Source organism: Cognatundibacterium crateris, assembly GCF_010078235.1.
Lineage (GTDB): Bacteria > Pseudomonadota > Gammaproteobacteria > Burkholderiales > Burkholderiaceae_D > Undibacterium > Undibacterium crateris.
Genome location: NZ_JAABOS010000006.1, coordinates 225,951 through 251,858, shown reverse-complemented (window position 1 = coordinate 251,858; position 25,908 = coordinate 225,951). Strand labels below are relative to the sequence as shown.

The window sequence follows — 25,908 nt, the reverse complement described above, 5'->3', positions numbered from 1 at the left end:
TGAAGATAGAATTAGTTGAGTTCAGTGTTGGCTGCCTGCAGTACGTGCGCTGTAAAGACGTGTTAAAGCAATGTACTGCTCCAGTCCCACGGTTTCCGGACGTGCCTGCGGATCGACGCCTGCCTCCAGCAATTCAGCTTCAGTGAACATGCCAGCCAGACAGTTACGGATGACTTTGCGGCGCTGTGAAAAAGCCTTAGTCACCACCGCTTCTAAATCAGCCTGACGGCAATCCAGCATATCGCGCTTAGGTATCATGCGCACGATGGCCGAATCCACTTTGGGTGGCGGATCAAACGCATCGGGCGGTACGACAAATAATAATTCCATGTGGTAGCGCCATTGCAGCATCACTGACAAACGGCCATAGGCCTTGCTGCCAGGCTCGGCCACCATGCGTTCTACGACTTCTTTCTGCAGCATGAAATGCTGATCCGATACCACATCCGCCAATTCAGCCAGATGGAATAGCAAGGGACTGGAAATGTTATACGGTAAATTACCAACCACGCGCAGCTTTTGTCCTTCCGGCACTGGGATAGTACGGAAATCGAATTTCAGTGCATCGCCTTCATGGATAGTCAGCTTATCTGCCGGAAAAGTCTTCTTCAGACGCACCACCAGATCGCGGTCCAGCTCCACCACATGCATATGTGGCAGGCCTTCGAGTAAGAGGCTGGTCATCGCAGCCAGACCGGGCCCAATCTCGACCATGGTGTCGGCCGGGCGCGGATCGATGGCGCGGATAATCTGACTCAGTACCAGCTGATCCGTGAGGAAGTTCTGGCCAAAGCGTTTGCGGGGTATGTGTTTCATGATTTAAGTGTGTGAGTTGCCATGGCGGCGGCGCTGCGGATGGCCACCACCATGCTGCGGATATCGGCCAGGCCGGTACCCTGAATTGCGAGATCAAGTGCGGTGCCATGATCGACCGAAGTCCGTATCAGTGGCAGACCGAGCGTGATATTCACACCCAGGCCAAAACTCGCATGCTTCAGTACGGCCAGTCCCTGGTCATGATACATGGCCAGCACACAGTCAGCCTGCGCCAGATATTTTTGCTGGAACAAGGTATCAGCCGGATACGGTCCTTCAACCTGAATTCCCAGTGCGCGCGCTTGCTGCAGCACAGGGATAATCACATCGATTTCTTCACGCCCCAGGTAACCGTTTTCACCCGCATGCGGATTGAGTCCGGTCACCAGTATGCGCGGTGTGGCAATACCAAATTTTTGTTTCAGATCGCTGTCTATGATTTGCACGGTGCGCAGCAGCACATCGGCCTGTATCGCATCAGGAACCTGTCTGAGAGGTAAATGGGTGGTCGCCAGCGCCACCCGCAAAGGCTGTGGCAGATGGGCATTCGCGTCCGCCGCCAGCATCATCACGACTTGCGCAGTGCCAGTTTTTTCAGCCAGATATTCGGTATGTCCGCTGAACTGTACGCCTGCATCATTGATGGTGCTTTTCTGCAGCGGCGCCGTGGTCATGGCATCAGCCCAGCACTGTTGTACACATTCGATTGCGACATCCAGCGTCTGCAGCACTGGTCTGCCGTTACGCGGATCGGGCTGACCTGCTTTGACGTGCGCATTGAGCGGACAATCGATCAGGGTCAGCCGGTCCGGTGGACAGCCTGGCATACCCGCATAACGCAAGGCCTCCAGGGAGATTCCCATGAAGCGGATATCAGGATTAATTTCATTGGCGATCATCGCCAGGTAAGCGGCATCACCAATCAGGACGGAACGCACTTCGTGCCGCAATTCCCAGGCGGCGCGCAAAGAGATTTCCGGCCCTATTCCTGCCGGTTCACCTACCGTCAGGGCTATGACCGGCAATCTGGATTCAGGCATTATTTTTCTTCCGTACGGAGTTCAACATAGGTGCGGTCGCGTAATTCGCGTAACCAGTCCTGCAAGGCTTCATCCGATTTACGTTCACGCAGTGCCTCACGTGCCGCCATGCGTTTGCGGTCTTTCGACTGGTCTTCAGACTTACGCTCTGTGACTTCGATCAGATGCAGACCAAACTGGGACTGAATCACATCGCTGACCTGACCGATGGCCAGTTTCGCGATCACCTCGTCGAAAGCAGCTACATCACCGGGATTGATCCAGCCGATGTCACCGCCTTTTGAGGCCGTGCTGTCGGCTGAATAGGTTTTGGCCGCTTCTTCAAAGCTGATTTCTTTGGCTGCGATCTTACGTTTCAGGTCAGTCAGTTTCTGACGTACTTCAGCTTCGGGCACGATCTGGCTGGGCTTCATCAAAATATGACGGACCCGGTTTTGCTGAACGATTTCGGTGCCTGCTTTAGGATCATTACCGGCACGTTTGCCAACCAGCTTCAGGATGTGGAAGCCATTCGCGCTGCGGATAATGCCGGAGAATTCGCCGGTCTTCACCTGAGCAACAGCATCAAGGAATAATTGTGGGATACGTTCCTGTTCACGCCAGCCGATTTCCCCGCCTTTCAAGGCTTCCGCGCTATCGGAATAGGTCACGGCCATCTTGGCAAAATCTGCGCCGCCACGTAATTTCTCCAATACTTCTTCAGCGCGGTTACGGCGCAGCGTAATCTGTTCTGCACTGGCATTTTCCGGGATACGCACCAGAATATGGGCCAGGTTGATTTCCTGCTTACCGGCTTTAGCACTGGCTTCAGCGGCTAAGAAATTGTCGATCTCAGTTTCGGTGATGATGATTTTGCTGTCGACTTCACGATCGCGTATGCGCTGCATCATGATGTCTTCGCGCATCTCTTCGCGGAAGCGCGCGAACGGCGTGCCTTCACGTTCGATCTGATTACGCATTTCCTGCAAGCTCATCTTATTTTGCTCTGCCATACGCTGCAAAGTGCGGTCCAGCATCAGATCATCGGCACGCATACCGTTTTCTTTCGCCAGTTGCAGCTGGGCGCGGTCCAGTATCAAGCGCTCCAACAATTGCTTCTGCAGTTCTTCGCGTGAGGGCAGAGCCGTACCCTGAGCTTTAAGGCGTTTTTCAACCACGTTGATACGCTCGTCAAGTTCCTGACGGGTAATAATTTCATCGTTCACAACAGCAATGATGCTATTCACCGCACGTGGCTTGCTGCTGACAGCTGGAAGTGCGGTCGCGGGTTTCAGTTGCGTTGTTTGCGCCCAGGCGCCCGGGTTAGCCAACAAACCGGTAGACACTGCCAGTAAAGTAACAAGAGTACGTTGTTTCATGTGCAATAGTTGTCGCATAAAAAGTTAAAACCTGGTTAAGCTTTGCCTTGAACTGAGCATCGCCAATGGCGCAAAAGCTGCAATATACACGTTAGCAAGCATTTCACAAACTGGGCAGCTGGAAAGGGGGCTGAATCCGCCTTCCGGCCGCAAACAAATCAGCGGTCGCTAATCGGCTGATATCCATTAATATTCCGCTTCAAGGCTTCGAGTGGATTTCCGCCTACACCCAATTTCGCCAACCCGCTTAATTCCAGCTGTATAGAAAATCCGGTATTGCTGGTCGTACTGTTGACCGCAAAACGCTGAGCCACAAAACGCAGCGACCAGCAATCTGCTTTGTATTCAAACCCAGCCAGTCCATCCACTACCCGCTTATCCATCAGCGAGTAATTGCCACGACCCACTGCGTACCAGCGCTGAGCGACTGGCCATTGTGCGGAGATATCGACCTGTTCCAGGCTGTCGCGCTGGAAGCGATACGACAAGTTCAGCACTTTCTTCGCTTCCGGCTGCCAGCGTATGCCGTAGTTGGATTGCACAGACTGGCGTGTGCCGGCACTGATCTGAAACCCCAGATCGCCGGACAATTGATCCGACCATTTACCACTGGCGGCCAACAACAAGTCTGAGCGGCTCGGGCTGATGGTGTTATCCAGCCTGACCTTCTGCGTATTAAAGTAAAAACGCTGTCCCATCGCGAGCTTCAGGCGTTCACTGCCATCCTGCTCCAGATAGCGCGACACCAACGCAGCCGTAATCTGATTCGCATCGCCTATCCTATCTTGTCCCACAAAACGGTTTTCGCTGAAAATCTGGGCAAAGTTAAAATCGGCCAGACCACTGTCAAAATTCGGCAGCCTGGACTGATCGCGGTAAGGCGTGTTCACGTAAAACAGACGCGGTTCCAGGGTCTGGGTGAAATCGCGTCCCAGCACACTAGTTTGTCGCTCAAAAATTAAACCACTGTCAACCGAGAAAGTCGGCACAATTCTATGCGAATCTTGCTCTTGTCCGGGAGCTGGATTCACCAAATGATAATTGGTCGCATGCAGCGATACTTTAGGTGTTAAAAAATATCCGGAACTGATCAGTGGTGCCGATACCTGGAAGTTATTCGCGAACCGGTCACCACGAACCAGCGTCGGATGCCAGAAACGGGTGACGCTGGAATCCATCAGGAAGTCCAGTCCCAGCACATCATATTTTTCTGCATGAAACTGCAGCTGCGGCAAACGGTCATAGGGACGACCAATCGGTACCGCAGCCGTTGTATCCTGCAATACCTGATAATTCGTGGCCCTGAGTCCCAGATTCCAGAACGAACCGTAATAAATCAGACTGGTTTCACGCGAGAGCAAACGCTGCGCGGTCTTGGCGATTGAGGTTGAAAAATCCGCCGGATAATCGTCATCGGAGGCGACATTGATGTTCCAGGCCAGACGCAGGCCAGGCATCAGATCCTGCTCGTGCACCGAGGTCACGGCATAGCGGTTGGTATGGGTCAGGCGATCACTGGGTAAATCCTCGACTGTGGTTTCACCCTTGTATATCCCGCCAGGGAAAGTCTCGCCCATGTAACGCGCTTCTGCCCCGAGCTGTATGCCACGGCGGCTGATCATTTTCGGATACAGGGTGAGATCGCGGTTAGGCGCAATATTCCAGTAATACGGCAACGCGAACTCTACACCACCCTTGCTGGTGGTGCCCACGGTAGGCGGCAAGAAGCCGGAATGGCGGGCGCCGGACAAAGGGAAGGTCAGCGAAGGCGTAGCCAGAATCGGGATATTTTTAAAGTACAGCACCGACTTCCCGGCGACGCCGGTATCGAGTCCGGTATCCAGACTCAGGGTATTTGCCTTCAGATACCAGTCAGGATTGAGACCTTCACAGGTACTATACGTCCCTTCGTGAATCAGGGAACGCTCATCATCGAGTAAATCTATGCGCCTGGCGTGACCCTGCGCATTACTGCGCAATAGTTTGTACACAGGATTGTCTATGCGTCCTGCACCGGAATCGAGCTGCACGGTGGCATTATCGCCGTAATAGCAGTCGCCATTTTTCTCTACCCGTACATTGCCGCTCGCCTCTACTTCGTCTTCCAGAAAGCGGTAACTGGCCTTATCAGACCGCAGATTCAGCGCCCCCTTATTGACGTCGACATCATGTTCGAAATGGATAAAGCGGTCTGAACGGCCCCAAAATTTATACGACTTGACGATGACAGGCGCATCTTTGTCATCCACCGGCTTTATTTCAGGCTTTGTTTCAGGCTTTTTTTCATCCTTCCTGACTTCCGCATTTTTCTTTTTATTGCGGGCCAGTTCTTCCTCGAAACTGGTGCTGGTCTGCGCCTGTGCCCTGGCTTCAGAAAAGAAGGCAGGCAGCAGTACCGACACGACAATCGCGGGGATAGTAGGAAACAACAGCGGTGAGTGAGATAATACGGGTTTCCTGCGCATGTATTCAGTATGTAGTAAGCGTTTTGGCAAGTAGGCTAGCTGGTATCCTGCCGACTGGCCGCCAGAAATCAGCCGCCTATTATAGGTGAAATGCTGCTGAACCGATCTGAAGCTTGTGTACAAACCTATTCAATTATTCATTTAGCCATGTCCTCTCACGTTCCAAGCACGCCGTCCGCAGTCGCACCGGACAAAGAACAACGCCGCATCGCCCTGCAACAATGGCTGGCCAGCCTCAGCGATCAGGCTCTGCTGACAGACACCCTGCGTGCTGCCTCGTCCGACGCGAGTTTCCGTTCGTTTTATCGGCTCGATACCAGTGATGGCAAAACCCGTATCGCGATGGATGCGCCGCCTGCGACAGAAAATTCAGCCGCGTTCATTCGTATGGCCGGCTTGCTCAAGTCCATGAATCTGTCGGTGCCGGAAGTCTTAGCCCATGATCTGGAACAGGGCTTCCTGTTGGTCAGCGATCTGGGTCAGCATACCTATGCCCATATCCTGAATCATGACACTGCGTTCAAACTGTATATGGACGCGATTGATGCGTTGGTGTTGATGCAGGCACAAAGCCAGCCGGATGTATTGCCGGAATATGACCGTGCTTTCTTAGAGCGCGAACTGCAGATTTTCAGTGAATGGTATGTAGGCAAACACCTGGGCGCGACGCTCAGCGAAGATCAACAAAAAACCCTGCGTGGCGTATTCGATCATCTGCTGGCCAGCGCGTTGGCTCAGCCTCAGGTATTTGTACACCGCGATTTCCATTCACGTAATCTGATGTGGATGGATCAGGGCAATCCCGGCATCGTCGATTTCCAAGATGCAGTTTATGGGCCTATCACCTATGATCTGGTGTCGCTGCTGCGTGATGCCTATGTACAGTGGGATGAAGAAATGGTGCTGGACTGGGCTATCCGTTATTGGGAAAAAGCACGCCGTGCCGGCCTGTCGGTACCACCGGATATCGACCAGTTCTATCGTGATTTTGAATGGATGGGCTTGCAGCGCCATCTGAAAATCCTCGGTATTTTCGCGCGTCTGTCGCACCGTGATGGCAAGCACCAGTTCCTCAATGACATCCCGACCGTGATGGACTATGTGCGTAAAACCGCCCATCGTTACAAAGAATTAGTCCCACTGCTGCGTCTGCTGGATCAGTTAGAAAACACAGCGCCACAAGTTGGCTATACCTTCTGAGGCCAGCACGATGAAAGCGATGTTACTGGCAGCCGGCCGTGGCGAGCGCATGCGACCACTGACCGACAGCTGCCCCAAACCTTTATTGAAAGTGCGTGGACGTCCGCTGATCGTCTGGCATATTCTGAATCTGGTCAAAGCAGGCATTACCGAGATCGTGATTAACCATGCGCATCTGGGGCAGATGATTGTGGATGCACTCGGTGATGGCAGCCAGTTCGGCGCCAGCATACAGTACTCGGCAGAAGAACAGGCTTTAGAAACTGCGGGTGGCATCGCCAAGGCACTGCCCTTACTCGGCGATGCGCCATTTGTGGTGGTGTCGGCCGATATTTACATCCCGCATTTCAACTTCAAAGAATGCCTGAATACGCTGGAAGAAAATGACCCGTGGGGTAATCCGCATCCGCCTGAGCAGCGCGATATCGCCTGGCTGTATATGGTAAAAAATCCCAGCTTCCATCCGCAAGGTGATTTTGCGCTGACCCTGATGGGGCTCGCAAATGAAGGCGAACCAAGGCTTACCTTCGCCAATATCGGTGTCTATCGTCCAGAAATGTTCGCCAATATTAAAGCGGGTGAGTATGCCAAACTGGGACCGCTGCTGCGTGATTACATCGATGCAGGGCGCGTTGGTGGCGAACAGTATCGCGGTGACTGGCACAATGTAGGCACGCCTGAGCAATTGCAAGCCCTGAACGCGCCTCTGCAACTCACACAAGGTAAAGCATGAGCACCTCCTCCCTGAGCCTGGCCTGCCAGACACGGCGGCAACAGCTGATGCGGCAGATGCAGGCGCAGGGTGGCGGCGTGGCCGTGATCCCGACTGCGCAGGAAATGACGCGTAACAACGACAATCATTTCCCATTTCGGCACGACAGTTATTTTTACTATCTGACTGGTTTTTGCGAGCCGGAAGCCGTGCTGGTGCTGATCGCGACTGCTGAGAGACAGGAATCCATCCTGTTCTGCCGCGAAAAAAACATAGAGCATGAAATCTGGGATGGCTACCGTTATGGCCCGGAAGCTGCGCGTCAGCATTGCCTGGTCGATGCGGCCTATCCGGTGAGCGAACTGGCTGTCAGGCTGGAAGATTACCTGGCTGGTGCTGCCACACTGTACACCAGCCCCTTATTCGATCATCGTCTGACACCGCAAATCCAGCAGGCGCTGGCAGGAATAGCTGCCAAAAGCCGCACGGGCATTCAGTCTCCGGCCGGTTTGATGGATGTCTGCCGCCTGATAGATGAAATGCGCCTGTTCAAAGATGCGCAGGAAATCGCCTGCATGCAGGAAGCAGCGCGCATCTCAGGACTGGCGCACCGCGCCGCGATGCGTGCCGCGCGTCCCGGTCTGCATGAATATGCGCTGGAGGCAGAATTACTGTATTGCTTCCGGCGCCATGGCGCTCAGGCGCCCGCCTATTCGTCCATCGTCGCCAGCGGTGCCAATGCCTGCACCCTGCACTATCAGAGTAACCAGGCCAGGATCAATGATGGCGACCTGATACTGATTGATGCCGGCTGTGAATTTGACAGCTATGCCTCGGATATCACACGTACTTTCCCGGCCAATGGCCGCTTCAGCCCGGCCCAGAAAACCCTGTATCAGATCGTACTGGCGGCGCAGCAGGCAGCACTGGCTTGTGCCCAGCCCGGCGCAGGCTATATGGATGGGCATCATGCAGCGGTCAGGGTACTCACAGAAGGTATGCTCGACACTGGCCTGCTCAGGCGTCAGCAAGTTGGTACTGTAGACGATGCGATAGCGAGTCAGGCTTACCGCCAGTTTTACATGCATGGCACTGGCCACTGGCTGGGTCTGGATGTGCATGATGTGGGCGATTACCGCACGCCACACAGCGCGGGGGATGCAGCGACTACGCGCCCTTACCGGCCACTGCAGCCCGGCATGGTGATCACCATAGAGCCCGGCTTATATGTGCGTCCGGCTGCTGGCGTACCTGAGCAATACTGGAATACCGGCATACGGATAGAGGACGATATACTGATCACCGCCAGCGGACATCAGAATCTGAGTCAGGACACCCCGAAAACCATCAATGAAATCGAAGCCTGGATGCGCGGCGACTGAGATACAACATGACGACCATCATCAATGATGCAGACATTGCGATTTGTGGTGCTGGCCCGGCCGGGCAGGCACTGGCTTTACTGTTGGTACAGCAAGGCATACCGGCAGCAAGAATCGCTCTGTTTGACGGAAAAACTGCAGCCGAGGCCGAACAGGATGCGCGCTCAATTGCGCTGTCTTACGGCAGCCAGCAAATACTGCTGCAGGCTGGTTGCTGGCCGCTGCGTGCGACTGCGATTCAGGACATCCATGTCTCGCGGCGCGGCCATTTTGGACGCACCCTGATCCAGGCTGCGGACTATCAGTTGCCTGCACTCGGTTATGTCGCGCGTTATGGTGACATCGTGGCTCCGATGCAAACTGAGATCGCACGCTCGGGTGTGCAAATGCATAGACCCTGCCAGGTCACAGCGATAGAAGAATTCAATGATCATGTCAGGCTGACGGTGCAGACCGGGACCGGGAACGGGACTGAGACTGGAACTGCGCTGCAGCGCCAGTTTTCTGCGCAGGTCGTGGTGCAGGCCGAAGGCGGCACCTTTTCCGACCAGAGCCAGCGCCAGCAAAGCCGCGACTATCAACAGACGGCTGTCATCGCCCATGTCTGTTTTGATGAGGCGATTGCGCACCGCGCGTTTGAACGCTTCACCGAAGAAGGCCCGCTCGCCCTGCTGCCGCAAGAAGATGGCTATGCGCTGGTCTGGTGTGTTAGACCCGAACATGCGGCGCAGTTAATGGCACTGGATGAAACCGCATTCCGGCAGCGGCTGCAAACCGCATTCGGACAACGTATGGGGCAGCTGACACGCATTAGTAAGCGTGTCAGCTATCCGCTCGGTCTGAATGCCCAGGCACAGGCCAGCGCGCGCGTGGTCAGCATAGGCAATGCCGCGCAAACGCTGCATCCGGTCGCTGGACAAGGATTAAATCTGGGGCTGCGCGACAGCATCGTGCTGGCGAAATGCCTGAGCCGTGAACTGGCGATGCCGGAAGCCGCATTGCAGCAGTTTTTACGCGAACGGCAGACCGACCGCAGCCTGACGATAGGTCTGACGGATACACTGGCCCGCATTTTCGCGAGTTCCCCCGATGGCAGCTTCAAGCAAAGTCTGTTAGGCCTGTCGCTGGGTGGACTGGATTTATTTCGCCCGGCACGACATTTGATTGCCGAGCATATGCTGTATGGCTGGCGTGCCTGATCGCCTCTACACACACAAAATTACACTATTTTTTTCGCAGGCCTGCCCTGCATTTTTTAAACGAAGGATCTACCATGAAATTACGCACCAAACGCCGCCTGATGAACTATGGCCGCCTGTATAACCATCAACTCGCCAGCGTGCTGGAAGCCGCATTTGAAGAATTCCGCGCCAGCTTCGTGCAGGAAGGTGAATCCATCGCTGAATCGGTTGAGGCAATCGAACACCTGAGCGCGAGCTACCGTCATTTCAAAAAATTCTCGCTGCGTTTTGCCATCGTACGCTGATCAGACTGCCTGAGTAAACCGACCTGGTTTGCATGACCCCGCCACAGCTGCGTTGCAGCGGCGCGGGGAAGCAGACACAAGAGTCTGGTGCTTAAGTGCCTCATCTGCTCAGGCTATTCTGCCTGCTGAACTGCTATGCCTACCCTGATCGCCCAGCTGGATGCGGCCTTAAGAGCGGCCGCTGATCCACAGCGGGCAGAAAAAATGTCTGCTTATATGCAGCACAGGCTGCACTTCCTGGGCATTCCAACTCCCGCACGGCGCGCCCTGTCGACGCCATTACTGCGTCCCTATTACCGTGCTGATTTCGCCGAAATTCAAGACATAGCGCTGCAGCTATGGGCACAACGCGAACGCGAATTCCATTACTGTGCGATAGACCTGCTCGGCAAAGCCAGACGCTATCTGCCTGCATCCACCCTCCCTTTTCTGCTCGAACTCGCACAACAGCATGCGTGGTGGGACAGTGTCGATGGGCTGGCTGATGTGGCGGGTGACCTGATCCGTCTGCAAAGACAAGAACAGCCGCAAGTGCTGAGCCAGATAGAACAGGCGGTGCAGCATCCCTCATTCTGGATCAGACGTATCGCGATGCTGCATCAATGCGGCTGGCGCGCAGAAACAGACAGCGAACGCCTGTTCCGCTTTGCGCTCACTCTGGCCCCAGAGCAGGAATTCTTTATCCGTAAGGCTATCGGCTGGGCCTTGCGCGACTATGCACGCCATGCGCCGCAACAGGTCACGCAATTTCTCGCTCTGCATGGAACACAACTCTCCGCGCTAAGCCGGCGCGAAGCCGCGAAACACCTGCCAGACCTCATCTGATGGTCTGATGTTAGCGTTTTAAGTTTTAAAAAGTGTTAAACCAACATAAAGATAGCTGCGCTTTCGGTCATTAGTCCTTACGATGTGTCAGTTCCCTGACTACAATAAGTTACCGCTTCGAAAAGCCCTGGTATGCGCCGCTCAGACTATCTATCCACTTTATTGCTTTGCTGTTCGCTGCCAGCGATGGCTGCTCCTGTCAGCTTATGCTATGAAGACAGCTCAGTCTATCCGTGGGTCACTGGCACTGGCCAGGGGCTGGCATTATTGCAGATGCAATTGGTCGCCAAAGAAACCGGCATAGAATTCGATTTTGTGCGTCTGCCCTGGAAGCGTTGCCTGCTCGAAGTTGAAGCCGGACGTATCCATGCCGCGATTGCTGCCAGCTACAATAAAGAAAGAGCGATCTGGGGAGTCTATCCGCGCAGCCCGGATGGCACTCTGCAGCGCGATTACCGCATGCATACAGATAGCTTTTATGTGTATCGCCATGCTGATAGCCAGATACGCTGGCAAACCAAGGGATTTCAACATCTGGGCAATGAGCCGGTAGGCGCACAACTGGGCTATAGCGTCGGTAAAGATCTGGAAGAAGCGGGGTACCGTATCAAATATTATCCCGCTTCCAGTGACTTGCTGAGTTACCTCGAAAACCGCGTACTGCAAGTCATTGTGCTGCAGGACCATGAAGCTAAGCGCCAGCTCAGCCACCGTCCTTCTCTCAGAGACATCGTCATCAGAGAAGCACTGCCAGTCAAAGTCGCGGATCAGTATCTGTTATTCAATAATGCGTTTTATAAGGCCAATAAGGCACAGGTCCAGATGATCTGGCAAAGCATAGAGAAAGTACGTAAGAGCAAACTCTATCTGGATGAGGAACGCGAGATGTTGGGTTCAGGCACGGGAGCGGGCGACAAATAAAATCTGCTGTCTACCGATTGATGTTGCGTGACCTCTGCACTGCCAGTATGGGCTGATACACAGTAAGATACTGGCTTCAACCCTAACCTGCCACCGGCGCCAGCTATGTTGTTTTCCTTTACTTCCTCATCACCCCGCTCATCCCAAATACGATTTCCGATTTCTGCCGAATGCCGCAACAGACTGACTGGTGCGCTGTGCACGCTGCTGCTCAGTCTGGCGCTGGCCCCGCTCAGTATTCAGGCGCAAACACCAACGCCGGTCAATGATGGCCCTCACGTATTTTTCAGCAGCGACAGCGCGCAACTGCAGGCCAGCTGGGTCTGTAACGATCAGCGTCAGGATCAGCTGCTTGCGACGATCAACACAAGCATAGCGCCGCTCTGTGGCTACCCCTATACACTACAGCTGCGTGCGCAGGCCGCCGCCGCACCGGTCACAGCCAGATTTGAAGCAAAAAAAATCGCGGCTTTCAGTGATATCCACGGCCAGTTTGATCTGATGCTGAACCTGCTGCAAGCGAATAAAATCATTGATGCACAGGGTAACTGGCAATACGGCAGCGGCCATCTGGTCATCGCTGGCGATGTATTTGACCGTGGCCCTAAGGTGACTGAAGCGCTGTGGCTGCTGTATATGCTGGAAGCACAGGCCGAAGCGGCGGGTGGCAAAGTACATTATCTGCTAGGTAATCACGAAGCGATCAGCCTCGCCAATGACCTGCGTTATCTGCATCCTAAATACCGCGTCGTTGCAGACAAACTCAATACGACTTACCCACGTCTGTTTAGTCAGGAAACCGTATTGGGACGCTGGCTGCGCAGCAAACCGGTCATCATCCGTATCAACGACAGCCTGTTCATGCACGGTGGCCTGCATCCGGATTATGCGCAACTGAAACTCAGTCTGGCTGAAGTCAATGCACAGTTTCATGCTGGTCTGGGTTTGCCTAAGGCCAGTTTTAAAGAAAATAATGTGCTTTCCTTCCTGTATGGCAGCACCGGCCCGCTGTGGTATCGGGGCTACCTGAAAGCACCGCTGCTACAGAGTGAAGCGCTGGATCAGTTACTGCAAACGCTGCAAGTACAACATATCGTGGTTGGCCATACCACCATGAACGGTGTCTACGCGCACTGGCAAGGACGGGTTTATTCCATCGACTCAGATATCAAATCCGGTCAGCGTGGTGAAATGCTGTTTTGGGAAAACGGTGTATGGACTAAGGCCGGAGTGGATGGCAAGCGGGTGCCGGTTCCAAGTCCGGACTCAGTGCAAAGCACGACAGAATAAGCGGTGCCGGAATGGAGTGGCGTCAGGCAGTAAAATTAAGCTCTATGCCATTGCCGGCAGGATCATGAAAAAATATCTGACGCTGCAAAGCAAAGCCTGCTGAGGCCGGGACTTCCGATAAGCGATAAGGAATCCCATCCTGCTGCAGGCATTGCAACATCTGCTCAAAACCTGCGCAGTTAAATGCCAGATGATCGAAGGTGGTCTTTACTCCGGTTTGCGCAGACTCGCCAGCACGATTTTCTGAGATATGCAGCACCGCCTGTTCACCCGCATACAGCCAGTACCCAAAACTGCTTAAGGCAGCCCGCGGGCCATCGACCAGCCCTACATAGCGAATATAAAAATCACGCAGCTGCGCCATCCCGGCACGGTCGGTGCGCAGATTGGCATGATCGAGTCCGATAGCAGCCATTATTTCAGCCAGCCGCGACGACGGAAATACCAGAATGGCGTGATGGCTGATGCGATCATCAGCATCAGTGCAAATGGATAGCCGAGCTCCCATTCCAGCTCTGGAAACCAGCCTTTAAAGTTCATGCCGTAGATACTTGCGATCAGGGTAGGAGGCAGGAAGGCCACGCTGGCGACCGAGAAAATTTTGATGATTTTATTCTGATTAATATTAATAAAACCAACCGTCGCATCCATCAGGAAGTTGATTTTATCGAACAGAAATGAGGTGTGGCCATCGAGCGATTCGATATCACGCAAAATCTGTCTGGCTTCTTCAAACTGATCCGCATTCAGCAAACGGCCGCGCATCAGAAAGCTCACTGCGCGGCGGGTGTCCATCATATTGCGACGGATACGGCCATTCAAATCTTCTTCCTGTGCGATCGCATTCAAGGCTGCTGCGGCATCCTGATCGCTGAATTCTTTTTGCAATACGGCGCGGCTGACTTCTTCTAATTGTTGATAAATGCCTTCCAGCGCATCCGCCGAATATTCAGCGTCGGTCGCATACAAATCCAGTAAGACATCTTTATAGTCGCCTATCGAACCCGGACGGGAACGCGCGCGCATGCGCACCAGACGGAATACCGGCAAGTCGGTATTGTGTACTGAGAACAGGATATCGCGCGCCAAAATGAAGGCCACCGTTACAGTGCGGGCTGGCTCGTCATCCTCATCTTCGTCGATCAGAAAATCGGTGCGCAGATGCAGATCACCATTGTCTGCTTCGTAATAACGGGCCGAGGCTTCGATATCCTTGACCTCATCCTCACCTGGCAAAGTCACGCCATAGATGCTCTTGACCCATTCACGCTCTTCCTCGGTAGGGTCAGTCAGATCAACCCAGATCGGCAAAGTGTTTTCGAGATCTGCGCGGTTTTCGATATTGATCTGGCTCAGCCGGCCATTGTGTAAAACAAAGACATTAATCATGAGGTGATTCCGGAAAAAGCGTGACAAACGGTTGGGCTGGATTGTAAACCTGTTTGAGGTCAGCGCGACCAGCGGCGCAGGACTTTTTTACATATATCCTGACGACGCTGGCCCGGACTACACCATCCATGCACGACTTTATTTGGATGCCTTCTCTATGGCTTTTTCTATCATCTTGATACGTGCATCCTGCTCAGGCGAGCTGGCTGATGCCGCATCTGCAGCTGGCTTAGGTTTCTGGAAGCCCTGAGTATCCTGCAGCTTGATGGTAGTGGCGGTCGCATTATTGTGGCAATCAGTGTCGGAGTACACGGTTTTGCCATTGATGACGCAGCGTTTGACACCGGATTCAACCGTCACCGGAGCCGGCATATTTTCAGCGCCAGGCGCACTGCCAGTGGCCGGTGCAGACGAATCCGGTATGCCACTTGCATTCTTTAATTCTTTGCCGATCACATTGGCCGACTTACCCCAGCGTGCCCAGACTTCCTGCATAGGCAAATGTCCATAGCGTATGGTGTATAAAAATCCCATCGCAACCAGCCCCAGTATCATAAATAAAATCGATACGGCAACCAGACTCATTCCTCTTTGTTTGTGTAAATTCATGGTAGTTCTGCGCTATTCATGCGTTTCATGATCAGCTCGCTGCGTCTTTGCAGATAGCCGGATCCCTGATTTTTATCAAAATAGCGTGGTTTCGGTAACATCACTGCCAACCTGGCCGCTTGTGCCGGACCCAGCGTCGCGGCACTGCTGCCGTAATAATGCCTGGCGGCGGCTTCTGCACCGAACACACCCACGCCCCATTCCACCACGTTCAGATAAATTTCCAAAATACGTTGTTTATCCATACAGGTTTCAAGCATGTATGTTATGACAAGTTCTTGTCCTTTGCGCAAATAACTGCGCTGTCCGGATAAAAATAAATTCTTGGCGAGCTGCTGGGTGATGGTGGAGCCACCGGAAACGACCTTGCCTTTCTTTTGATTTTTTTCGTAGGCTTTCTGCATCGCTTCCCAATCGACACCATCATGATCGACAAAGCTGTCGTCTTCCGACGCGATCACTGCGCGCTTCAGGTGATTGGAGATTTTGTTATACGGCACCCATTGATGCTGTAATTTCGCATCAGGCTTTTTTTCCTGAAGTACGCTGAGCTGCTGACGCATGAAACTGGTTGAGGATGGATTAAACTGAGTCCACCACAGTATCTGCAGCAAAAAATAAAGCTGCAACAAGAGCACCAGCAATAGCGGCACACCGACCAGCCAGAACAGTAAGCGCCGCAGCATCTTCACCTACCCTCCACCGCTGACATTTCCATCCTGAGCTCGTGCAGTACCGGCCCGGTAGCTGGCTGTACGCCGCGCCACAGGGCGTATGCAGCAGCGGCCTGCTCCACCAGCATTCCCAGGCCATCACGGCACAACGCAGCATGTTGTGCTGCGACCTGCAAAAAGGTGGTAGGTGTAGCGCCATACATCATGTCATACGCCAGCGGCCGTGCCTGCCACACACTGTCAGGCAGCGGCGGTACCGCATCCTGCAGACTGGCAGAAGTCGCATTGATAATCACGTCAAACGCACAGTCTGCCGGAACCGTTTCGAAAGTACAGGCCGCGACCACAAGGTCAGGGAATTCTGTCTGTGCCGCCTGCGCCAGCTGTTGCGCTTTACTGAGTGTGCGGTTGGCGATAATTAACTGCGCAGGCTGCTGTTCCAGCAAAGGCAGTAAAGCACCTCTGGCTGCACCACCCGCACCTAGCAGCAGTATGCGCTTCGCTTGCAAGGGGATACCGGCATTGCGCACGATGTCGTTCACTAATCCAAGGCCATCGGTGTTATCGCCGATAATGTCTGCACCATCAAACATCAGGGTATTCACCGCACCGGCCGCCTGAGCACGCGCTGTCAGCCGGCTTGCATAGTCAAATGCTTCCAGCTTAAAAGGCACGGTCACATTCGCTCCACGCCCACCGGCAGCGCGGAAGGCCTCAACGGTAGCGACAAAGCCATCCAGTGGTGCCTGCAGGGTCGCATAATGCAGAGTCTGAGCAGTCTCAGCCGCAAAGCGCGCATGGATGCGTGGCGACTTACTGTGGGCTATCGGATTCCCTATCACCACATATTGATCGACTGCCTTGCCTGCGCTTTCCTGTAAGGGTTCAGGCATCAGTTTTTCCCTCCGCGCAAATCGGTTTCCAATTGCTGATCGCGGGTGAAGCGGAAGCGTGAAATCACGACCCACAAATCATCTTTGTCGCCGGAACGCATATTCTGCGGGAACTTGCCAAAAGGCGCGGCATTGCGCACGATGCGTAAAGCGGCTTTATCGAGTGCCTTATTGCCGGACGATTTTTCGATACGGGGGCCACCCTCTTTTTCATAGATGCTGCCATCCTGAAAAATCGGAATATAAATCACCAGTTCCCCGTACAGTTTTTTCCCATCTTTCTGAGGAAAATTCAGCGTGCCAAAATCCTCTATACGCTTTTGCAACTGCTTGTAGTAAATCGCATAGCCGACCCGCTGGGTACTTGGGGTGATAAAGGTTTTACGCGGGCGACGATTTTGGTCTTCGATGGTCTGATTGATTTCAGCTGCCATCCGCGCCAGCGCCTTAGTCGTTTCCATATCTTCGGCACCGGCATTTGGCGCACGCTTATCATCGAGCTTACGTTTATCCTGCGCCGGTAACAGGAAATCGGTATTTTTTTTTGACCTGATCCAGCAGGTGCTTTTGTTGCTGCTCGATTTCTTCGATACGCTTGGTGGCGGCGATCAGATGATCACCATTTTCACTGCGCTGCATATCGGGCAAAGGGGACTTGCTGCGTCCGGCATCATGCATGCCGCCGCCATCCAGATCGGCCTGCGCCAATGCCTCTGCCTTGACGGGTTTTTTGTCGTGTTTGGCATTCACCAGTATCACTTCCAAGCCTGGGTCAGTGGCTGGCGAAGACACGGCCGGTGGATTGACGAAATGCATAAAGGCGAGCGGGATCACATGCGCCAGTACCGATACGGTAAGCGCTGCACCAAGTACGAGATTTTCAAAGCCTGGTCGGTTAGACATACTGCGGGTCTCTGTCATCAAGGGTTAGCGGTTGTTTCAGGCGTACCAGCAGCAGAGACGGGCTCTGCTTCCGCTACTGCTTCTGAATCTGAATCTGAATCAGATTGGGCTAAGTCTGGCTGAGCCTGAGTATTTTCCTCACCCAAATCGGTATCGCTGGCTTCTGTATCGTTTTCTTCCTCCAGCTCTTCCTCGCCGATATCAGTCACGACGTTCAAAACTTCCAGCAAACGTGCCTCTACGGTCAAATCGACTTCATCCCAGCGCAGGATATCAAGCCTGACCTGCGCACCACGTGCAGTCTGCGGCATACCCGGCAAGCGTATCACGAGCGGAATATCGACCAGACGCAAGACTTCATCTTTCAACACCACCGCATCGACCTGACGTGCATTTTCCTGTTGCAGCCAGCGCAGGCACCAGTAACGTTCCATATTGCTCTGGAAGTCGGCATAGGCGGAGTAAGCCGCATCAAATCCGGACACGATCGCAAACAAATCGGCATCTTTAGGTTTAAACGGTGCGACCAGCGGTGCGGTAATGCCATGCTGAACGCAGGCGATAATCTGCCATTGATTGACCAGATCGGTATAGCGACGCAGCGGCGACGTGCTCCAGGCATATTGATCCACACCCAGGCCCTGATGTGGTGCCGCATGCGTCAGCATGCGGACTTGCATACGCGCCGCCCAGCCTCCAGGGCCACGGCCACCAGCCACACCTTGTGCACGGTAAATGCCAGGGATGCCATGATCAGCCATCAGTTTGCCCCAGGTGCTGTTGGCGAAGATCATCAGTTCAGCCACCATCTTATCGAGCGGCGCACCGCGCTTACGGCGCACGATGCTGACCACATCGTCTTCGACATAGAAATTAAAATCGACGCGGTTATTTTGTTCCGGCTTCATACCGAAACTCTCACGCTTCGCCATACGGCCCTGCTCCAACGCCAGCGCCCATTGCCAGATACGGGCGATTTCGGCTTTGTGCGGATAATCACCGGCATCATTAGCCAGGTTTTCTTCCGTCACCAGCGCATCCAGATCGTTATGACGCAGATTGGAAGCCATGGTGATCGCTTCCACTTTGGTCTCGGTACTGAGCACACTCCAGTCCGCGGTATTCAAGGTCGCATACAGCGATAAAGCCGGACGGCTTTGCCCTGCGCCCAGCGTGAATACATCCACTAACTCATCCGGCAGCATGGTGATTTTATCGCCAGGCATATACACGGTAGACATGCGGCTGCGTGCGAGCTGATCAATCGCATCATTCCTTTGTATCGACAATCCCGGCGCCGCAATATGAATGCCGACCCGTATCTGTCCATCACCTAATTCTGCGATTGAGAATGCATCATCAATTTCTGTGGTGGTCACGTCATCAATCGAAAACGCCTGCACATCCGCGACCGGCAAATCGGCCGCCAGCGCAGGTAAAGGCAGTGCAGGAAATCCTGTGCCCTTAGGGAAGTGCTCATAATGAAACTTCGCCAGATGCAAATGCTTGGGACTGCTGATTCCACCCGCTGCCAGCATCAGACGTGCGGCGCTGGTTTGTAAGGCATCACAGGCTTCCACCAGTGCCTTGTATTCGATACTGTTTTTATCCGGTTTGAACAGCAATTGCAGCGCCAGCGGGCGCATCGCTTCCGGTAACTGATGCTGCATCAGCTGTTCAACATAGCCCGCCTGTATCAGCAATTGCTGCTTCTTTTTCTCTATCCCGGCCAGCGCCGCTTTGAGCGCAGTCTCGGGCGCTGCCTTGTAACGGCCACGGCCTTTTTTATAGAAATAGACCGGTGCATTATGCAGCGCAAAAATCAATCCGGCCGCTTCCACTGGCTGTGCAGCCTGGCCGAAATATTCCGCACCCAATTCGGCAAAACCAAACTCTTCCTGACCTGCGACTTCCCATAAAAAAGGCAAATCAATTTCAGCTGCAGCGGCTTTGGCCTGTTCGATCAGGCTGACCGGATCGGGCGCTGTGAACTGCAGCAGCACATCTTTCGCTTTGACCTTAGCACGCTTACCGCTGGCCAGTTCAACCTGATAGGCTTCCCCTGCCTGCGATAACACGCTGCCTGCTTTAAAGTCGCCTGACTCTTCAAAAAATACATTCATTACAGTTTTTCTTTTCTCTACGGACGGATGCAATGGCGGCGGGTTTCAGACCAGCACACGCTGCGCTATCTATCCTTGCTATGATGCCGGCAAACTGATGTGGGCGCGTCCAGCGACGCGCCTCAGCTCCAGTCTGCCAGCTTAATTCTTGTTTAGCCCGGCTGCCAATGGCGCATCCGGTAAATTTCTGCTGGCTGGTAAAAATACTTCTGTCACTAATAAACAGGCACCACGTCGCCAGAACAATGAACGCCGTGCCGGCAGCCAGCTGATGCCACGCAATTCAGGCAAGGTCTGCACGATGCGCTGCATCAGCGGATGACTGGCATGCAGTCGCGCATAGCTGAGCTCGCCACGCCGCACACCGGGATCATTAAACAAAGTGCTGCCCAGCGACTTTTCGCCCAAAGCATGAAACAAGGGCCATTCATTGGCAGTGGCGCTGAGCGGCACCACGGTATGCCCATAAATCACCGGTATTTCATCACAGCGCAGTATCACCTCGCGCTCATGCACCATCTGCGCCCGCGCCAGTCCAATCGCAGCATACTCATCGGCCAGACAGCGCGCTTTGTGTTGCGACAAGCGCTGCACCCGGAAGCGCTGACACCGCGCAACCAGCCTGGCCGTCAGCGAGTCACGGTTACTCAGCCAGGTCTGCATCTGACGGCTGACCTGCACTGCATTCACATGCCTGCTCCAGCCTGCCGGTTTGCAGTGATAACTTTGCTGCCGTATTGCACTCTCCATCCGCTTAAGCACTCCGGCCATCGCAGTAATCCAGCACCAGATCCAGATGGTCAGCAAATTCAGCGATACCGTGATCACTGCCCTCGATAATGAGTTGTCTGGCCCCGGCGTAAAAACTGATCATTTCACGGTAATCCAGCACTTCATCACCAGTCGCTGCCATCAAAAAATAGCGTTCAGGCCGGGTAATGCCGCTGATGGCCAGCGCGCGCAGCTGATCCACGTATTCCGCCTTAAATTCAAATACCTGATCGCTGTGATAATACGTCGTCACCCCCACATAGGATTCCAGCTCGCGCGGCGGCTTCACCGCCGGATTAACCACCACGGCGCGACAGCCATACTGTTCCGCCAGCCAGGTCGCATAAAAGCCGCCCAGCGATGATCCGATTATCGTCAGTTGTTCCGGTGCGGTATCCGCAATGATGGCCTGCGCCTGTGCTATTGCCTCTGCTGGTGACGGCGACAAAGCCGGACTATGGAATTCTGCGCTGCGGCCAAGCTGATCCATATGGGCCTGCATCACCCTGGCCTTAAAGGAACTGGGTGAAGAACGAAAGCCGTGCAGGTACAGTATCATGCCTGCTCCGCTGGCAAGGCTGTGAGCGCATCGAGCAGCTTCTGATGGATGCCGCCAAAGCCGCCATTACTCATCACCAGCACCGTATCACCGGGACGGGCTGCCGCCACGATGGCATCGACCAAAGCCGGTATCTGCTGAAATGCAGCTGCCTTGTCACCCAAAGGCGCGAGAGCCTCTGCCAGGTCCCAGCCCAAGGCATCCTTGCCATCCTGGGCGCCATAGCCAAACACCAGATCGGCCTGCGCCAGCGCTTCCGGCAAGGCCTGTTTCATGGTGCCCAGCTTCATGGTGTTGGAACGCGGTTCCAGCACAGCCAGTATGCGCTGCGCACCGACTTTGCGACGCAAACCAGCTACCGTGGTGCTGATTGCGGTCGGATGATGGGCAAAATCGTCGATCACTGTGACACCCTGCACCACGCCACGTACTTCCATACGGCGTTTGACATTCACGAATTGCGACAGTGCTTCTATCGCCAGTGCTGGCGGCACGCCCACGTGGCGTGCAGCAGCTATCGCAGCCAAGGCATTCTGACGATTATGTTCGCCATTCAGCGCCCATTGCACGCGGCCTTGCAATTGCTGCTCAAAATACACATCGAAATCTTCACCCTGTTGCAGCTCCAGACGCCAGCTCTGCTGCTGTCCGAAGCTTTCCTGCTCACTCCAACAGCCGCGCTGCATCACATGAGCGAGTGCCTCACTGTCACCATTGAAGATCACACGGCCCACACCTGGCACGGTACGCACCAGATGATGGAACTGGGTTTCTATCGCTTTCAGGTCAGGGAAAATATCGGCGTGATCGTATTCCAGATTATTCAGAATGGCGGTCTTGGCATGGTAATGCACAAATTTACTGCGTTTATCGAAGAAGGCAGTATCGTATTCATCCGCTTCGATCACAAAAAAATCAGAAGCATGATTGCCCTGCAGGCGTGCCGAAATACCGAAATTCATCGGTACCCCGCCGATCAGAAAGCCCGGTGCGTAACCGGCATACTCAAGTATCCAGGCCAGCATGGCTGACGTCGTGGTTTTACCGTGCGTCCCTGCGACTGCCAGTACCCACTTATGGCGCAGGATGTGCTCGCCCATCCATTGTGGGCCAGAGACATAAGGCAGACCGCGGTTCAGTATTTCTTCCATCAGCGGATTACCACGCGAGACCACATTGCCGATCACATACAGATCCGGCTCTAAGGCGATCTGTTCTGCACCGAAACCCTGGGTCAGGGTGATGCCCTGCGCTTCCAGCTGGGTGCTCATGGGCGGGTAGACATTGGCATCACAGCCCGTCACGGTATGCCCGGCTTCCTTCGCTAACACCGCCAGTCCACCCATGAAGGTACCGCAGATACCTAAAATATGAATATGCATAATGCCTCTAAATTTCAGAATCCCGCAATTCTACCCGACATCAGCATGGATACCCTATGGGGAAATCGGTGGAAAACGACAGAAATGCGGCGTCGGCAGCCGCTCAGGGTGATGCCCGGGCAGCAGCGACGTGTGGCAAGCCTGACGGGCTTGGGCTATCATGCCCGCATGATGATACACACACCGAATGAAGCCGAAGCACTGCGTGCGGAAATCGCGGCACTGGCAGCCCGCATGATCGCTGAAGATGGCGCAGATTACGCGTCAGCCAAGAAGAAGGCCGCCAAACAATTACTGGGCAATCAGCGCATCAAAGGGGATGTACTTCCTGACAATGCACAGATAGAACAGGAAGTGCGCGAATACAATGCGCTGTTCTTTGGCGACACCCAGCCGCAACGCTTACAGCATTTACGCCTGCTGGCACTGGAAATCATGGAACAACTGGAGCAATTCCAGCCTTATCTGGTGGGCGCCGTACTGAATGGCACCGCCGGTCAGCATTCCGATATTTATCTGCATCTGTACACCGATAATGCCAAGGAAGTCGCGATTTTCCTGCTGAATAAAGATGTGCAGTTTGAGGTATCAGAAAGCTATAACGCGCGCAATGAGAGCATAGAGACGCTCAGTTTCTTATATAAACATGAAGGCGTACATCTGATCCTGCACGAACAGGATGGTTTGCGCAGCGGGCAAACCCGCAGTAATGAACGCGCAAATCTGTCAGCCTTACGCCAGCTGATTGCTACACCCACGGAATAAGCTGGCAGCCTGCCAGCCTGATCAGCCAGCGCCGGTATTGCATGAGGCTGGCTGTTCAAACTTTTCTGCTATTTTCTGCTACTTAGCTGCTGCAGCGCGCGCACGCTCTATGCGCAGCCTGGGATTCGGATGCGAACTCACATAGTCCAGACTTTTACGCATCCAGATCGGCAGGCTGTTCATTGCACTATCGCTTTTTTTGCTTAACATTTCAAATAATTCAGCAAAGCGATCCGGGGAAATCCCCAGCACCTGCAGTCGCGCAAACGCATAGGCGTCTGCCTCAGTCTCAGCATCGCGCGAATAATCCATTTTGAGCAAAATGCCCGGTGCCACCGTTGCAACCACACTGAAATCACCGAACAGCGTAGCCATCATGATCGTGATCATGGAATCACTGATCAACCCGCGCATGGGATGGCGATATTGAATATGGCCGACTTCATGCGCGAACACTGCAGCGAGCCGCTCCTCTGCTTCAGGGTTTAGTAATGCATTTTTTTCCGTTTGCAAAAGCCGTATCATCTGATCCGTCACCACGACCGTACCACCTGGCAGGGCGAAGGCATTTGGACCAAACTGGCCGGAATAACGCACCTCCAGATGAATCGGGAACAGCGCATTCGCTGGCTTAGTACGTTTTAGTATCTGCTCGGCCTGCAAAATTTGTGCGTCGGTGAGCAGACTCGGCTTGAAAGTATGATCATCTAAGACTGCCATCACCCTGGCACCTAACTCACGCTCAGCGGCGACAGGCACCCAGTTCACAGCCCGGTCAGCAATCGCCGGGATCAGCCAGCGATACACACTGAACAGCATGGCCGCCATCAGGACGATCGCCAGCAAGGCCAGCATCCACTTTGACTGCCAGCGCTCGACCAGGCCGGGCTGGTAAGCCATCATCTGGCGCAACGCCTGCTTATCAGAGGCTGCCTGTACTTCGGCATGCGATCCGTCCGGGAAGCGCAAAAACCCTGGCGCTGCACGAAATAACTCGTCCAGCTGGGTTTGCGCTTTGCTGTAACGCTGCGTCCAGGCTTCACCACTCAACTCCAGGACATCACCGTGATCCTGCAGCTGTGCAGAACGATGCTGTGCGTGAAGTCCATCAAAATACAATACTTGCATCACATCACCCTCACCAGGAAAGATCAAAACCAAACATATCTGCCGATGCATCCGCAGTCGCGGTGCTGCGCTGGCCATCGGCGGCAGCTCCAGCCGCCTCAAAACTGGCAACCGTCAGTTGCATATGCTCAAGCCGGAAACGATACGCCGCCACGACTGCGAAAGGACGATAAAGACCCAGGCTCAACATGGTCAGGAAGAAATTTTTTGTTTGCAATTTGATATAGGCCTGCATAGGCAGTACAGATTGAATTTGCACGCCTTGTAAAGAGGTGCTATTCCAAAGCCGGTTCCAGAGACTGATTTGCAAAGCCGGACCCAGTATCAGATAAACAATATAGGCGGTGGTGAGCCCGCCTATAATTGCCATCAGGACAGAAGCAAAAGCAACTTTATCCTTAGCGAAAATTTGAGAGCCATCGACAGTGACAGCAGTCACCAAGCCAATGATAAACACTGCCAGCAGCATCACTAAAACAGCAGCGACGAAAGGCCAAACAAAACTAGTCCACCCCAGTGTCGTGGCAGAGCGCAAACGCCCATAAGCAAAATTCCCATTTTGATAGCGCTTCATCCCCGCATAGAGCCAAGGCCAGCTCAAATAAGGCAGGAAGGCATATATAAGCAAGGTGGTGCGGCGTGGATACAGTACAGTCACCAAGCCTGGCAACAGAAATATCACCACCACCGGCAAGTACACCAGGTAAGCACGCATGCGGCTGCCATGAAATTGAAAGCGAATGCCGCGGTAGCTGGTATTTTGTAAGCGAAAACGTAAGGCCCCTCTGAGCATCAGCGGCAACATGAAGAGCAAAGCCACCGCGATCAGGATTGCACTCATTTTAGACAAGCCATACACATAGTGATAAAAAAACAAAAATATCACGCTAATGATACGTCCACGCAAAATCACCTCTGGACGGCCATGGAAATTAAAAACCGCCCCTGCATACACCGTGTTCTGGTCAAAATACTTGAGCCGCCTGACCTTGGCCCAGGCCGAATACACACCCAGCGTGAGCAGGCTCAGGCACAGGTTAATGATCCAGATACGGAAGTATTCCTTGCCGCTGCCGGTAAAATAAATGCGGTCGTCGACAGACGGAACCTGCGCCGTGTCCGTCAAAGTGACGGGCGGACTGGATGGCATGGCATCCTGACTTTCAGTGGCCGGAGCGCTTAGCTGGTCCACAGGTAATGCATGACTACTTAACATA

Annotated in this window: 26 protein-coding genes; 9 read left to right on the top strand and 17 right to left on the bottom strand. The window is 53.9% G+C overall.

The features are described from left to right. Nucleotides 1-21: 21 nt before the first annotated feature. From rsmA to EYB48_RS13095, 4 genes are all read right to left on the bottom strand, one after another. The gene (gene rsmA, locus EYB48_RS13110; protein ID WP_162020804.1) at nucleotides 22-816 is read right to left on the bottom strand and encodes a 16S rRNA (adenine(1518)-N(6)/adenine(1519)-N(6))-dimethyltransferase RsmA; all 795 of its coding nucleotides are present in this window, start codon (nucleotides 814-816) and stop codon (nucleotides 22-24) included. Continuing rightward, the gene (pdxA, locus tag EYB48_RS13105; protein ID WP_162020803.1) at nucleotides 813-1,856 is read right to left on the bottom strand and encodes a 4-hydroxythreonine-4-phosphate dehydrogenase PdxA; all 1,044 of its coding nucleotides are present in this window, start codon (nucleotides 1,854-1,856) and stop codon (nucleotides 813-815) included. The genes rsmA and pdxA overlap by 4 nt, the downstream gene beginning before the upstream one ends. Then, entirely contained in the window at nucleotides 1,856-3,214 is a 1,359-nt protein-coding gene (locus tag EYB48_RS13100; protein ID WP_235935108.1) for a peptidylprolyl isomerase, read from the bottom strand. The genes pdxA and EYB48_RS13100 overlap by 1 nt, the downstream gene beginning before the upstream one ends. A gap of 158 nt (nucleotides 3,215-3,372) precedes the next feature. Next, the gene (locus tag EYB48_RS13095) at nucleotides 3,373-5,679 is read right to left on the bottom strand and encodes an LPS-assembly protein LptD (RefSeq protein ID WP_162020801.1); all 2,307 of its coding nucleotides are present in this window, start codon (nucleotides 5,677-5,679) and stop codon (nucleotides 3,373-3,375) included. A gap of 147 nt (nucleotides 5,680-5,826) precedes the next feature. Between EYB48_RS13095 and EYB48_RS13090 the strand changes: the two genes are divergently transcribed. The 8 genes from EYB48_RS13090 (at nucleotide 5,827) to EYB48_RS13055 (ending at nucleotide 13,495) form a co-directional block, all read left to right on the top strand. Next, nucleotides 5,827-6,879 (top strand): aminoglycoside phosphotransferase family protein, encoded by a 1,053-nt coding sequence (locus EYB48_RS13090; RefSeq protein WP_162020800.1) that lies wholly within the window; start codon nucleotides 5,827-5,829, stop codon nucleotides 6,877-6,879. A gap of 10 nt (nucleotides 6,880-6,889) precedes the next feature. Then, entirely contained in the window at nucleotides 6,890-7,612 is a 723-nt protein-coding gene (murU, locus tag EYB48_RS13085) for an N-acetylmuramate alpha-1-phosphate uridylyltransferase MurU (protein WP_162020799.1), read from the top strand. Continuing rightward, the gene (locus EYB48_RS13080; protein WP_162020798.1) at nucleotides 7,609-8,973 is read left to right on the top strand and encodes an aminopeptidase P N-terminal domain-containing protein; all 1,365 of its coding nucleotides are present in this window, start codon (nucleotides 7,609-7,611) and stop codon (nucleotides 8,971-8,973) included. The genes murU and EYB48_RS13080 overlap by 4 nt, the downstream gene beginning before the upstream one ends. A gap of 8 nt (nucleotides 8,974-8,981) precedes the next feature. After that, on the top strand, nucleotides 8,982-10,172 hold the full coding sequence (locus EYB48_RS13075) for an FAD-dependent monooxygenase (RefSeq protein ID WP_162020797.1): 1,191 nt from the start codon (nucleotides 8,982-8,984) through the stop codon (nucleotides 10,170-10,172). Between the two features lie 74 nt (nucleotides 10,173-10,246). Beyond that, complete coding sequence (locus EYB48_RS13070) at nucleotides 10,247-10,459, top strand: hypothetical protein (protein WP_162020796.1); 213 nt, start codon at nucleotides 10,247-10,249, stop codon at nucleotides 10,457-10,459. Nucleotides 10,460-10,594: 135 nt separating this feature from the next. Next, entirely contained in the window at nucleotides 10,595-11,284 is a 690-nt protein-coding gene (locus EYB48_RS13065) for a DNA alkylation repair protein (RefSeq protein ID WP_162020795.1), read from the top strand. 186 nt (nucleotides 11,285-11,470) lie between these two features. Continuing rightward, nucleotides 11,471-12,205: a type 2 periplasmic-binding domain-containing protein gene (locus EYB48_RS13060; protein ID WP_162020794.1), complete on the top strand. Its 735-nt coding sequence runs from the start codon at nucleotides 11,471-11,473 to the stop codon at nucleotides 12,203-12,205. 105 nt (nucleotides 12,206-12,310) lie between these two features. After that, on the top strand, nucleotides 12,311-13,495 hold the full coding sequence (locus EYB48_RS13055) for a metallophosphoesterase (RefSeq protein WP_162020793.1): 1,185 nt from the start codon (nucleotides 12,311-12,313) through the stop codon (nucleotides 13,493-13,495). Between the two features lie 22 nt (nucleotides 13,496-13,517). Here the strand turns inward: EYB48_RS13055 and EYB48_RS13050 are convergent, their stop codons facing one another. From EYB48_RS13050 to mpl, 11 genes are all read right to left on the bottom strand, one after another. Then, nucleotides 13,518-13,910: a VOC family protein gene (locus EYB48_RS13050; RefSeq protein WP_162020792.1), complete on the bottom strand. Its 393-nt coding sequence runs from the start codon at nucleotides 13,908-13,910 to the stop codon at nucleotides 13,518-13,520. Further along, complete coding sequence (gene corA / locus EYB48_RS13045; protein WP_162020791.1) at nucleotides 13,910-14,884, bottom strand: magnesium/cobalt transporter CorA; 975 nt, start codon at nucleotides 14,882-14,884, stop codon at nucleotides 13,910-13,912. Before corA ends, EYB48_RS13050 begins: the two co-directional genes overlap by 1 nt. 138 nt (nucleotides 14,885-15,022) lie before the next feature. Then, complete coding sequence (locus tag EYB48_RS13040) at nucleotides 15,023-15,493, bottom strand: hypothetical protein (protein WP_162020790.1); 471 nt, start codon at nucleotides 15,491-15,493, stop codon at nucleotides 15,023-15,025. Continuing rightward, on the bottom strand, nucleotides 15,490-16,185 hold the full coding sequence (gene mtgA, locus EYB48_RS13035) for a monofunctional biosynthetic peptidoglycan transglycosylase (protein WP_162020789.1): 696 nt from the start codon (nucleotides 16,183-16,185) through the stop codon (nucleotides 15,490-15,492). The genes EYB48_RS13040 and mtgA overlap by 4 nt, the downstream gene beginning before the upstream one ends. Then, nucleotides 16,182-17,060, bottom strand: a complete 879-nt coding sequence (gene aroE / locus EYB48_RS13030; RefSeq protein ID WP_162020788.1) for a shikimate dehydrogenase — start codon at nucleotides 17,058-17,060, stop codon at nucleotides 16,182-16,184. The genes mtgA and aroE overlap by 4 nt, the downstream gene beginning before the upstream one ends. Continuing rightward, a complete protein-coding gene (locus tag EYB48_RS19440) occupies nucleotides 17,060-17,521 on the bottom strand; it encodes a TonB family protein (protein ID WP_328823398.1) in 462 nt (153 codons plus the stop codon). The genes aroE and EYB48_RS19440 overlap by 1 nt, the downstream gene beginning before the upstream one ends. Before the next feature lie 46 nt (nucleotides 17,522-17,567). Beyond that, on the bottom strand, nucleotides 17,568-17,963 hold the full coding sequence (locus tag EYB48_RS19435; protein ID WP_328823396.1) for a hypothetical protein: 396 nt from the start codon (nucleotides 17,961-17,963) through the stop codon (nucleotides 17,568-17,570). Nucleotides 17,964-17,980: 17 nt separating this feature from the next. Further along, the gene (locus EYB48_RS13020) at nucleotides 17,981-20,086 is read right to left on the bottom strand and encodes a ribonuclease catalytic domain-containing protein (RefSeq protein ID WP_162020787.1); all 2,106 of its coding nucleotides are present in this window, start codon (nucleotides 20,084-20,086) and stop codon (nucleotides 17,981-17,983) included. Between the two features lie 141 nt (nucleotides 20,087-20,227). Continuing rightward, a complete protein-coding gene (locus tag EYB48_RS13015) occupies nucleotides 20,228-20,857 on the bottom strand; it encodes a chorismate--pyruvate lyase family protein (protein ID WP_235935106.1) in 630 nt (209 codons plus the stop codon). Further along, nucleotides 20,841-21,416, bottom strand: a complete 576-nt coding sequence (locus EYB48_RS13010; protein ID WP_162020786.1) for a YqiA/YcfP family alpha/beta fold hydrolase — start codon at nucleotides 21,414-21,416, stop codon at nucleotides 20,841-20,843. The genes EYB48_RS13015 and EYB48_RS13010 overlap by 17 nt, the downstream gene beginning before the upstream one ends. Further along, nucleotides 21,413-22,798, bottom strand: coding sequence for a UDP-N-acetylmuramate:L-alanyl-gamma-D-glutamyl-meso-diaminopimelate ligase (mpl, locus tag EYB48_RS13005; RefSeq protein WP_162020785.1), 1,386 nt, complete (start codon nucleotides 22,796-22,798; stop codon nucleotides 21,413-21,415). Before mpl ends, EYB48_RS13010 begins: the two co-directional genes overlap by 4 nt. A 168-nt stretch (nucleotides 22,799-22,966) precedes the next feature. Between mpl and EYB48_RS13000 the strand changes: the two genes are divergently transcribed. Next, nucleotides 22,967-23,563, top strand: a complete 597-nt coding sequence (locus tag EYB48_RS13000) for a hypothetical protein (RefSeq protein ID WP_162020842.1) — start codon at nucleotides 22,967-22,969, stop codon at nucleotides 23,561-23,563. 78 nt (nucleotides 23,564-23,641) lie between these two features. Here EYB48_RS13000 and EYB48_RS12995 read toward each other — a convergent pair whose 3' ends face one another. Next, on the bottom strand, nucleotides 23,642-24,724 hold the full coding sequence (locus EYB48_RS12995) for a M48 family metallopeptidase (RefSeq protein ID WP_162020784.1): 1,083 nt from the start codon (nucleotides 24,722-24,724) through the stop codon (nucleotides 23,642-23,644). Further along, a complete protein-coding gene (locus tag EYB48_RS12990; protein WP_162020783.1) occupies nucleotides 24,702-25,907 on the bottom strand; it encodes a YjgN family protein in 1,206 nt (401 codons plus the stop codon). The genes EYB48_RS12995 and EYB48_RS12990 overlap by 23 nt, the downstream gene beginning before the upstream one ends. Between the last annotated feature and the right edge of the window lies 1 nt (nucleotide 25,908).

Excerpts from the sequence above, each read along its gene's own strand:
- EYB48_RS13075 (WP_162020797.1), top strand. The coding sequence starts at position 8,982 with ATGACGACCATCATCAATGATGCAGACATTGCGATTTGTGGTGCTGGC.
- pdxA (WP_162020803.1), bottom strand. The coding sequence starts at position 1,856 with ATGCCTGAATCCAGATTGCCGGTCATAGCCCTGACGGTAGGTGAACCG.
- rsmA (WP_162020804.1), bottom strand. The coding sequence starts at position 816 with ATGAAACACATACCCCGCAAACGCTTTGGCCAGAACTTCCTCACGGAT.
- EYB48_RS13010 (WP_162020786.1), bottom strand. The coding sequence starts at position 21,416 with ATGATACTGTACCTGCACGGCTTTCGTTCTTCACCCAGTTCCTTTAAG.
- aroE (WP_162020788.1), bottom strand. The coding sequence starts at position 17,060 with ATGCCTGAACCCTTACAGGAAAGCGCAGGCAAGGCAGTCGATCAATAT.
- murU (WP_162020799.1), top strand. The coding sequence starts at position 6,890 with ATGAAAGCGATGTTACTGGCAGCCGGCCGTGGCGAGCGCATGCGACCA.
- EYB48_RS13020 (WP_162020787.1), bottom strand. The coding sequence starts at position 20,086 with ATGAATGTATTTTTTGAAGAGTCAGGCGACTTTAAAGCAGGCAGCGTG.
- EYB48_RS13000 (WP_162020842.1), top strand. The coding sequence starts at position 22,967 with ATGATGATACACACACCGAATGAAGCCGAAGCACTGCGTGCGGAAATC.
- EYB48_RS13040 (WP_162020790.1), bottom strand. The coding sequence starts at position 15,493 with ATGAATTTACACAAACAAAGAGGAATGAGTCTGGTTGCCGTATCGATT.
- EYB48_RS13050 (WP_162020792.1), bottom strand. The coding sequence starts at position 13,910 with ATGGCTGCTATCGGACTCGATCATGCCAATCTGCGCACCGACCGTGCC.
- corA (WP_162020791.1), bottom strand. The coding sequence starts at position 14,884 with ATGATTAATGTCTTTGTTTTACACAATGGCCGGCTGAGCCAGATCAAT.
- EYB48_RS13060 (WP_162020794.1), top strand. The coding sequence starts at position 11,471 with ATGGCTGCTCCTGTCAGCTTATGCTATGAAGACAGCTCAGTCTATCCG.
- EYB48_RS13095 (WP_162020801.1), bottom strand. The coding sequence starts at position 5,679 with ATGCGCAGGAAACCCGTATTATCTCACTCACCGCTGTTGTTTCCTACT.
- mpl (WP_162020785.1), bottom strand. The coding sequence starts at position 22,798 with ATGCATATTCATATTTTAGGTATCTGCGGTACCTTCATGGGTGGACTG.
- EYB48_RS13070 (WP_162020796.1), top strand. The coding sequence starts at position 10,247 with ATGAAATTACGCACCAAACGCCGCCTGATGAACTATGGCCGCCTGTAT.
- EYB48_RS19435 (WP_328823396.1), bottom strand. The coding sequence starts at position 17,963 with ATGTCTAACCGACCAGGCTTTGAAAATCTCGTACTTGGTGCAGCGCTT.
- EYB48_RS13080 (WP_162020798.1), top strand. The coding sequence starts at position 7,609 with ATGAGCACCTCCTCCCTGAGCCTGGCCTGCCAGACACGGCGGCAACAG.
- EYB48_RS13055 (WP_162020793.1), top strand. The coding sequence starts at position 12,311 with ATGTTGTTTTCCTTTACTTCCTCATCACCCCGCTCATCCCAAATACGA.
- EYB48_RS13090 (WP_162020800.1), top strand. The coding sequence starts at position 5,827 with ATGTCCTCTCACGTTCCAAGCACGCCGTCCGCAGTCGCACCGGACAAA.
- EYB48_RS12990 (WP_162020783.1), bottom strand. The coding sequence starts at position 25,907 with ATGTTAAGTAGTCATGCATTACCTGTGGACCAGCTAAGCGCTCCGGCC.
- EYB48_RS13065 (WP_162020795.1), top strand. The coding sequence starts at position 10,595 with ATGCCTACCCTGATCGCCCAGCTGGATGCGGCCTTAAGAGCGGCCGCT.
- EYB48_RS13015 (WP_235935106.1), bottom strand. The coding sequence starts at position 20,857 with ATGGCCGGAGTGCTTAAGCGGATGGAGAGTGCAATACGGCAGCAAAGT.
- EYB48_RS13100 (WP_235935108.1), bottom strand. The coding sequence starts at position 3,214 with ATGAAACAACGTACTCTTGTTACTTTACTGGCAGTGTCTACCGGTTTG.
- EYB48_RS19440 (WP_328823398.1), bottom strand. The coding sequence starts at position 17,521 with ATGGAAACGACTAAGGCGCTGGCGCGGATGGCAGCTGAAATCAATCAG.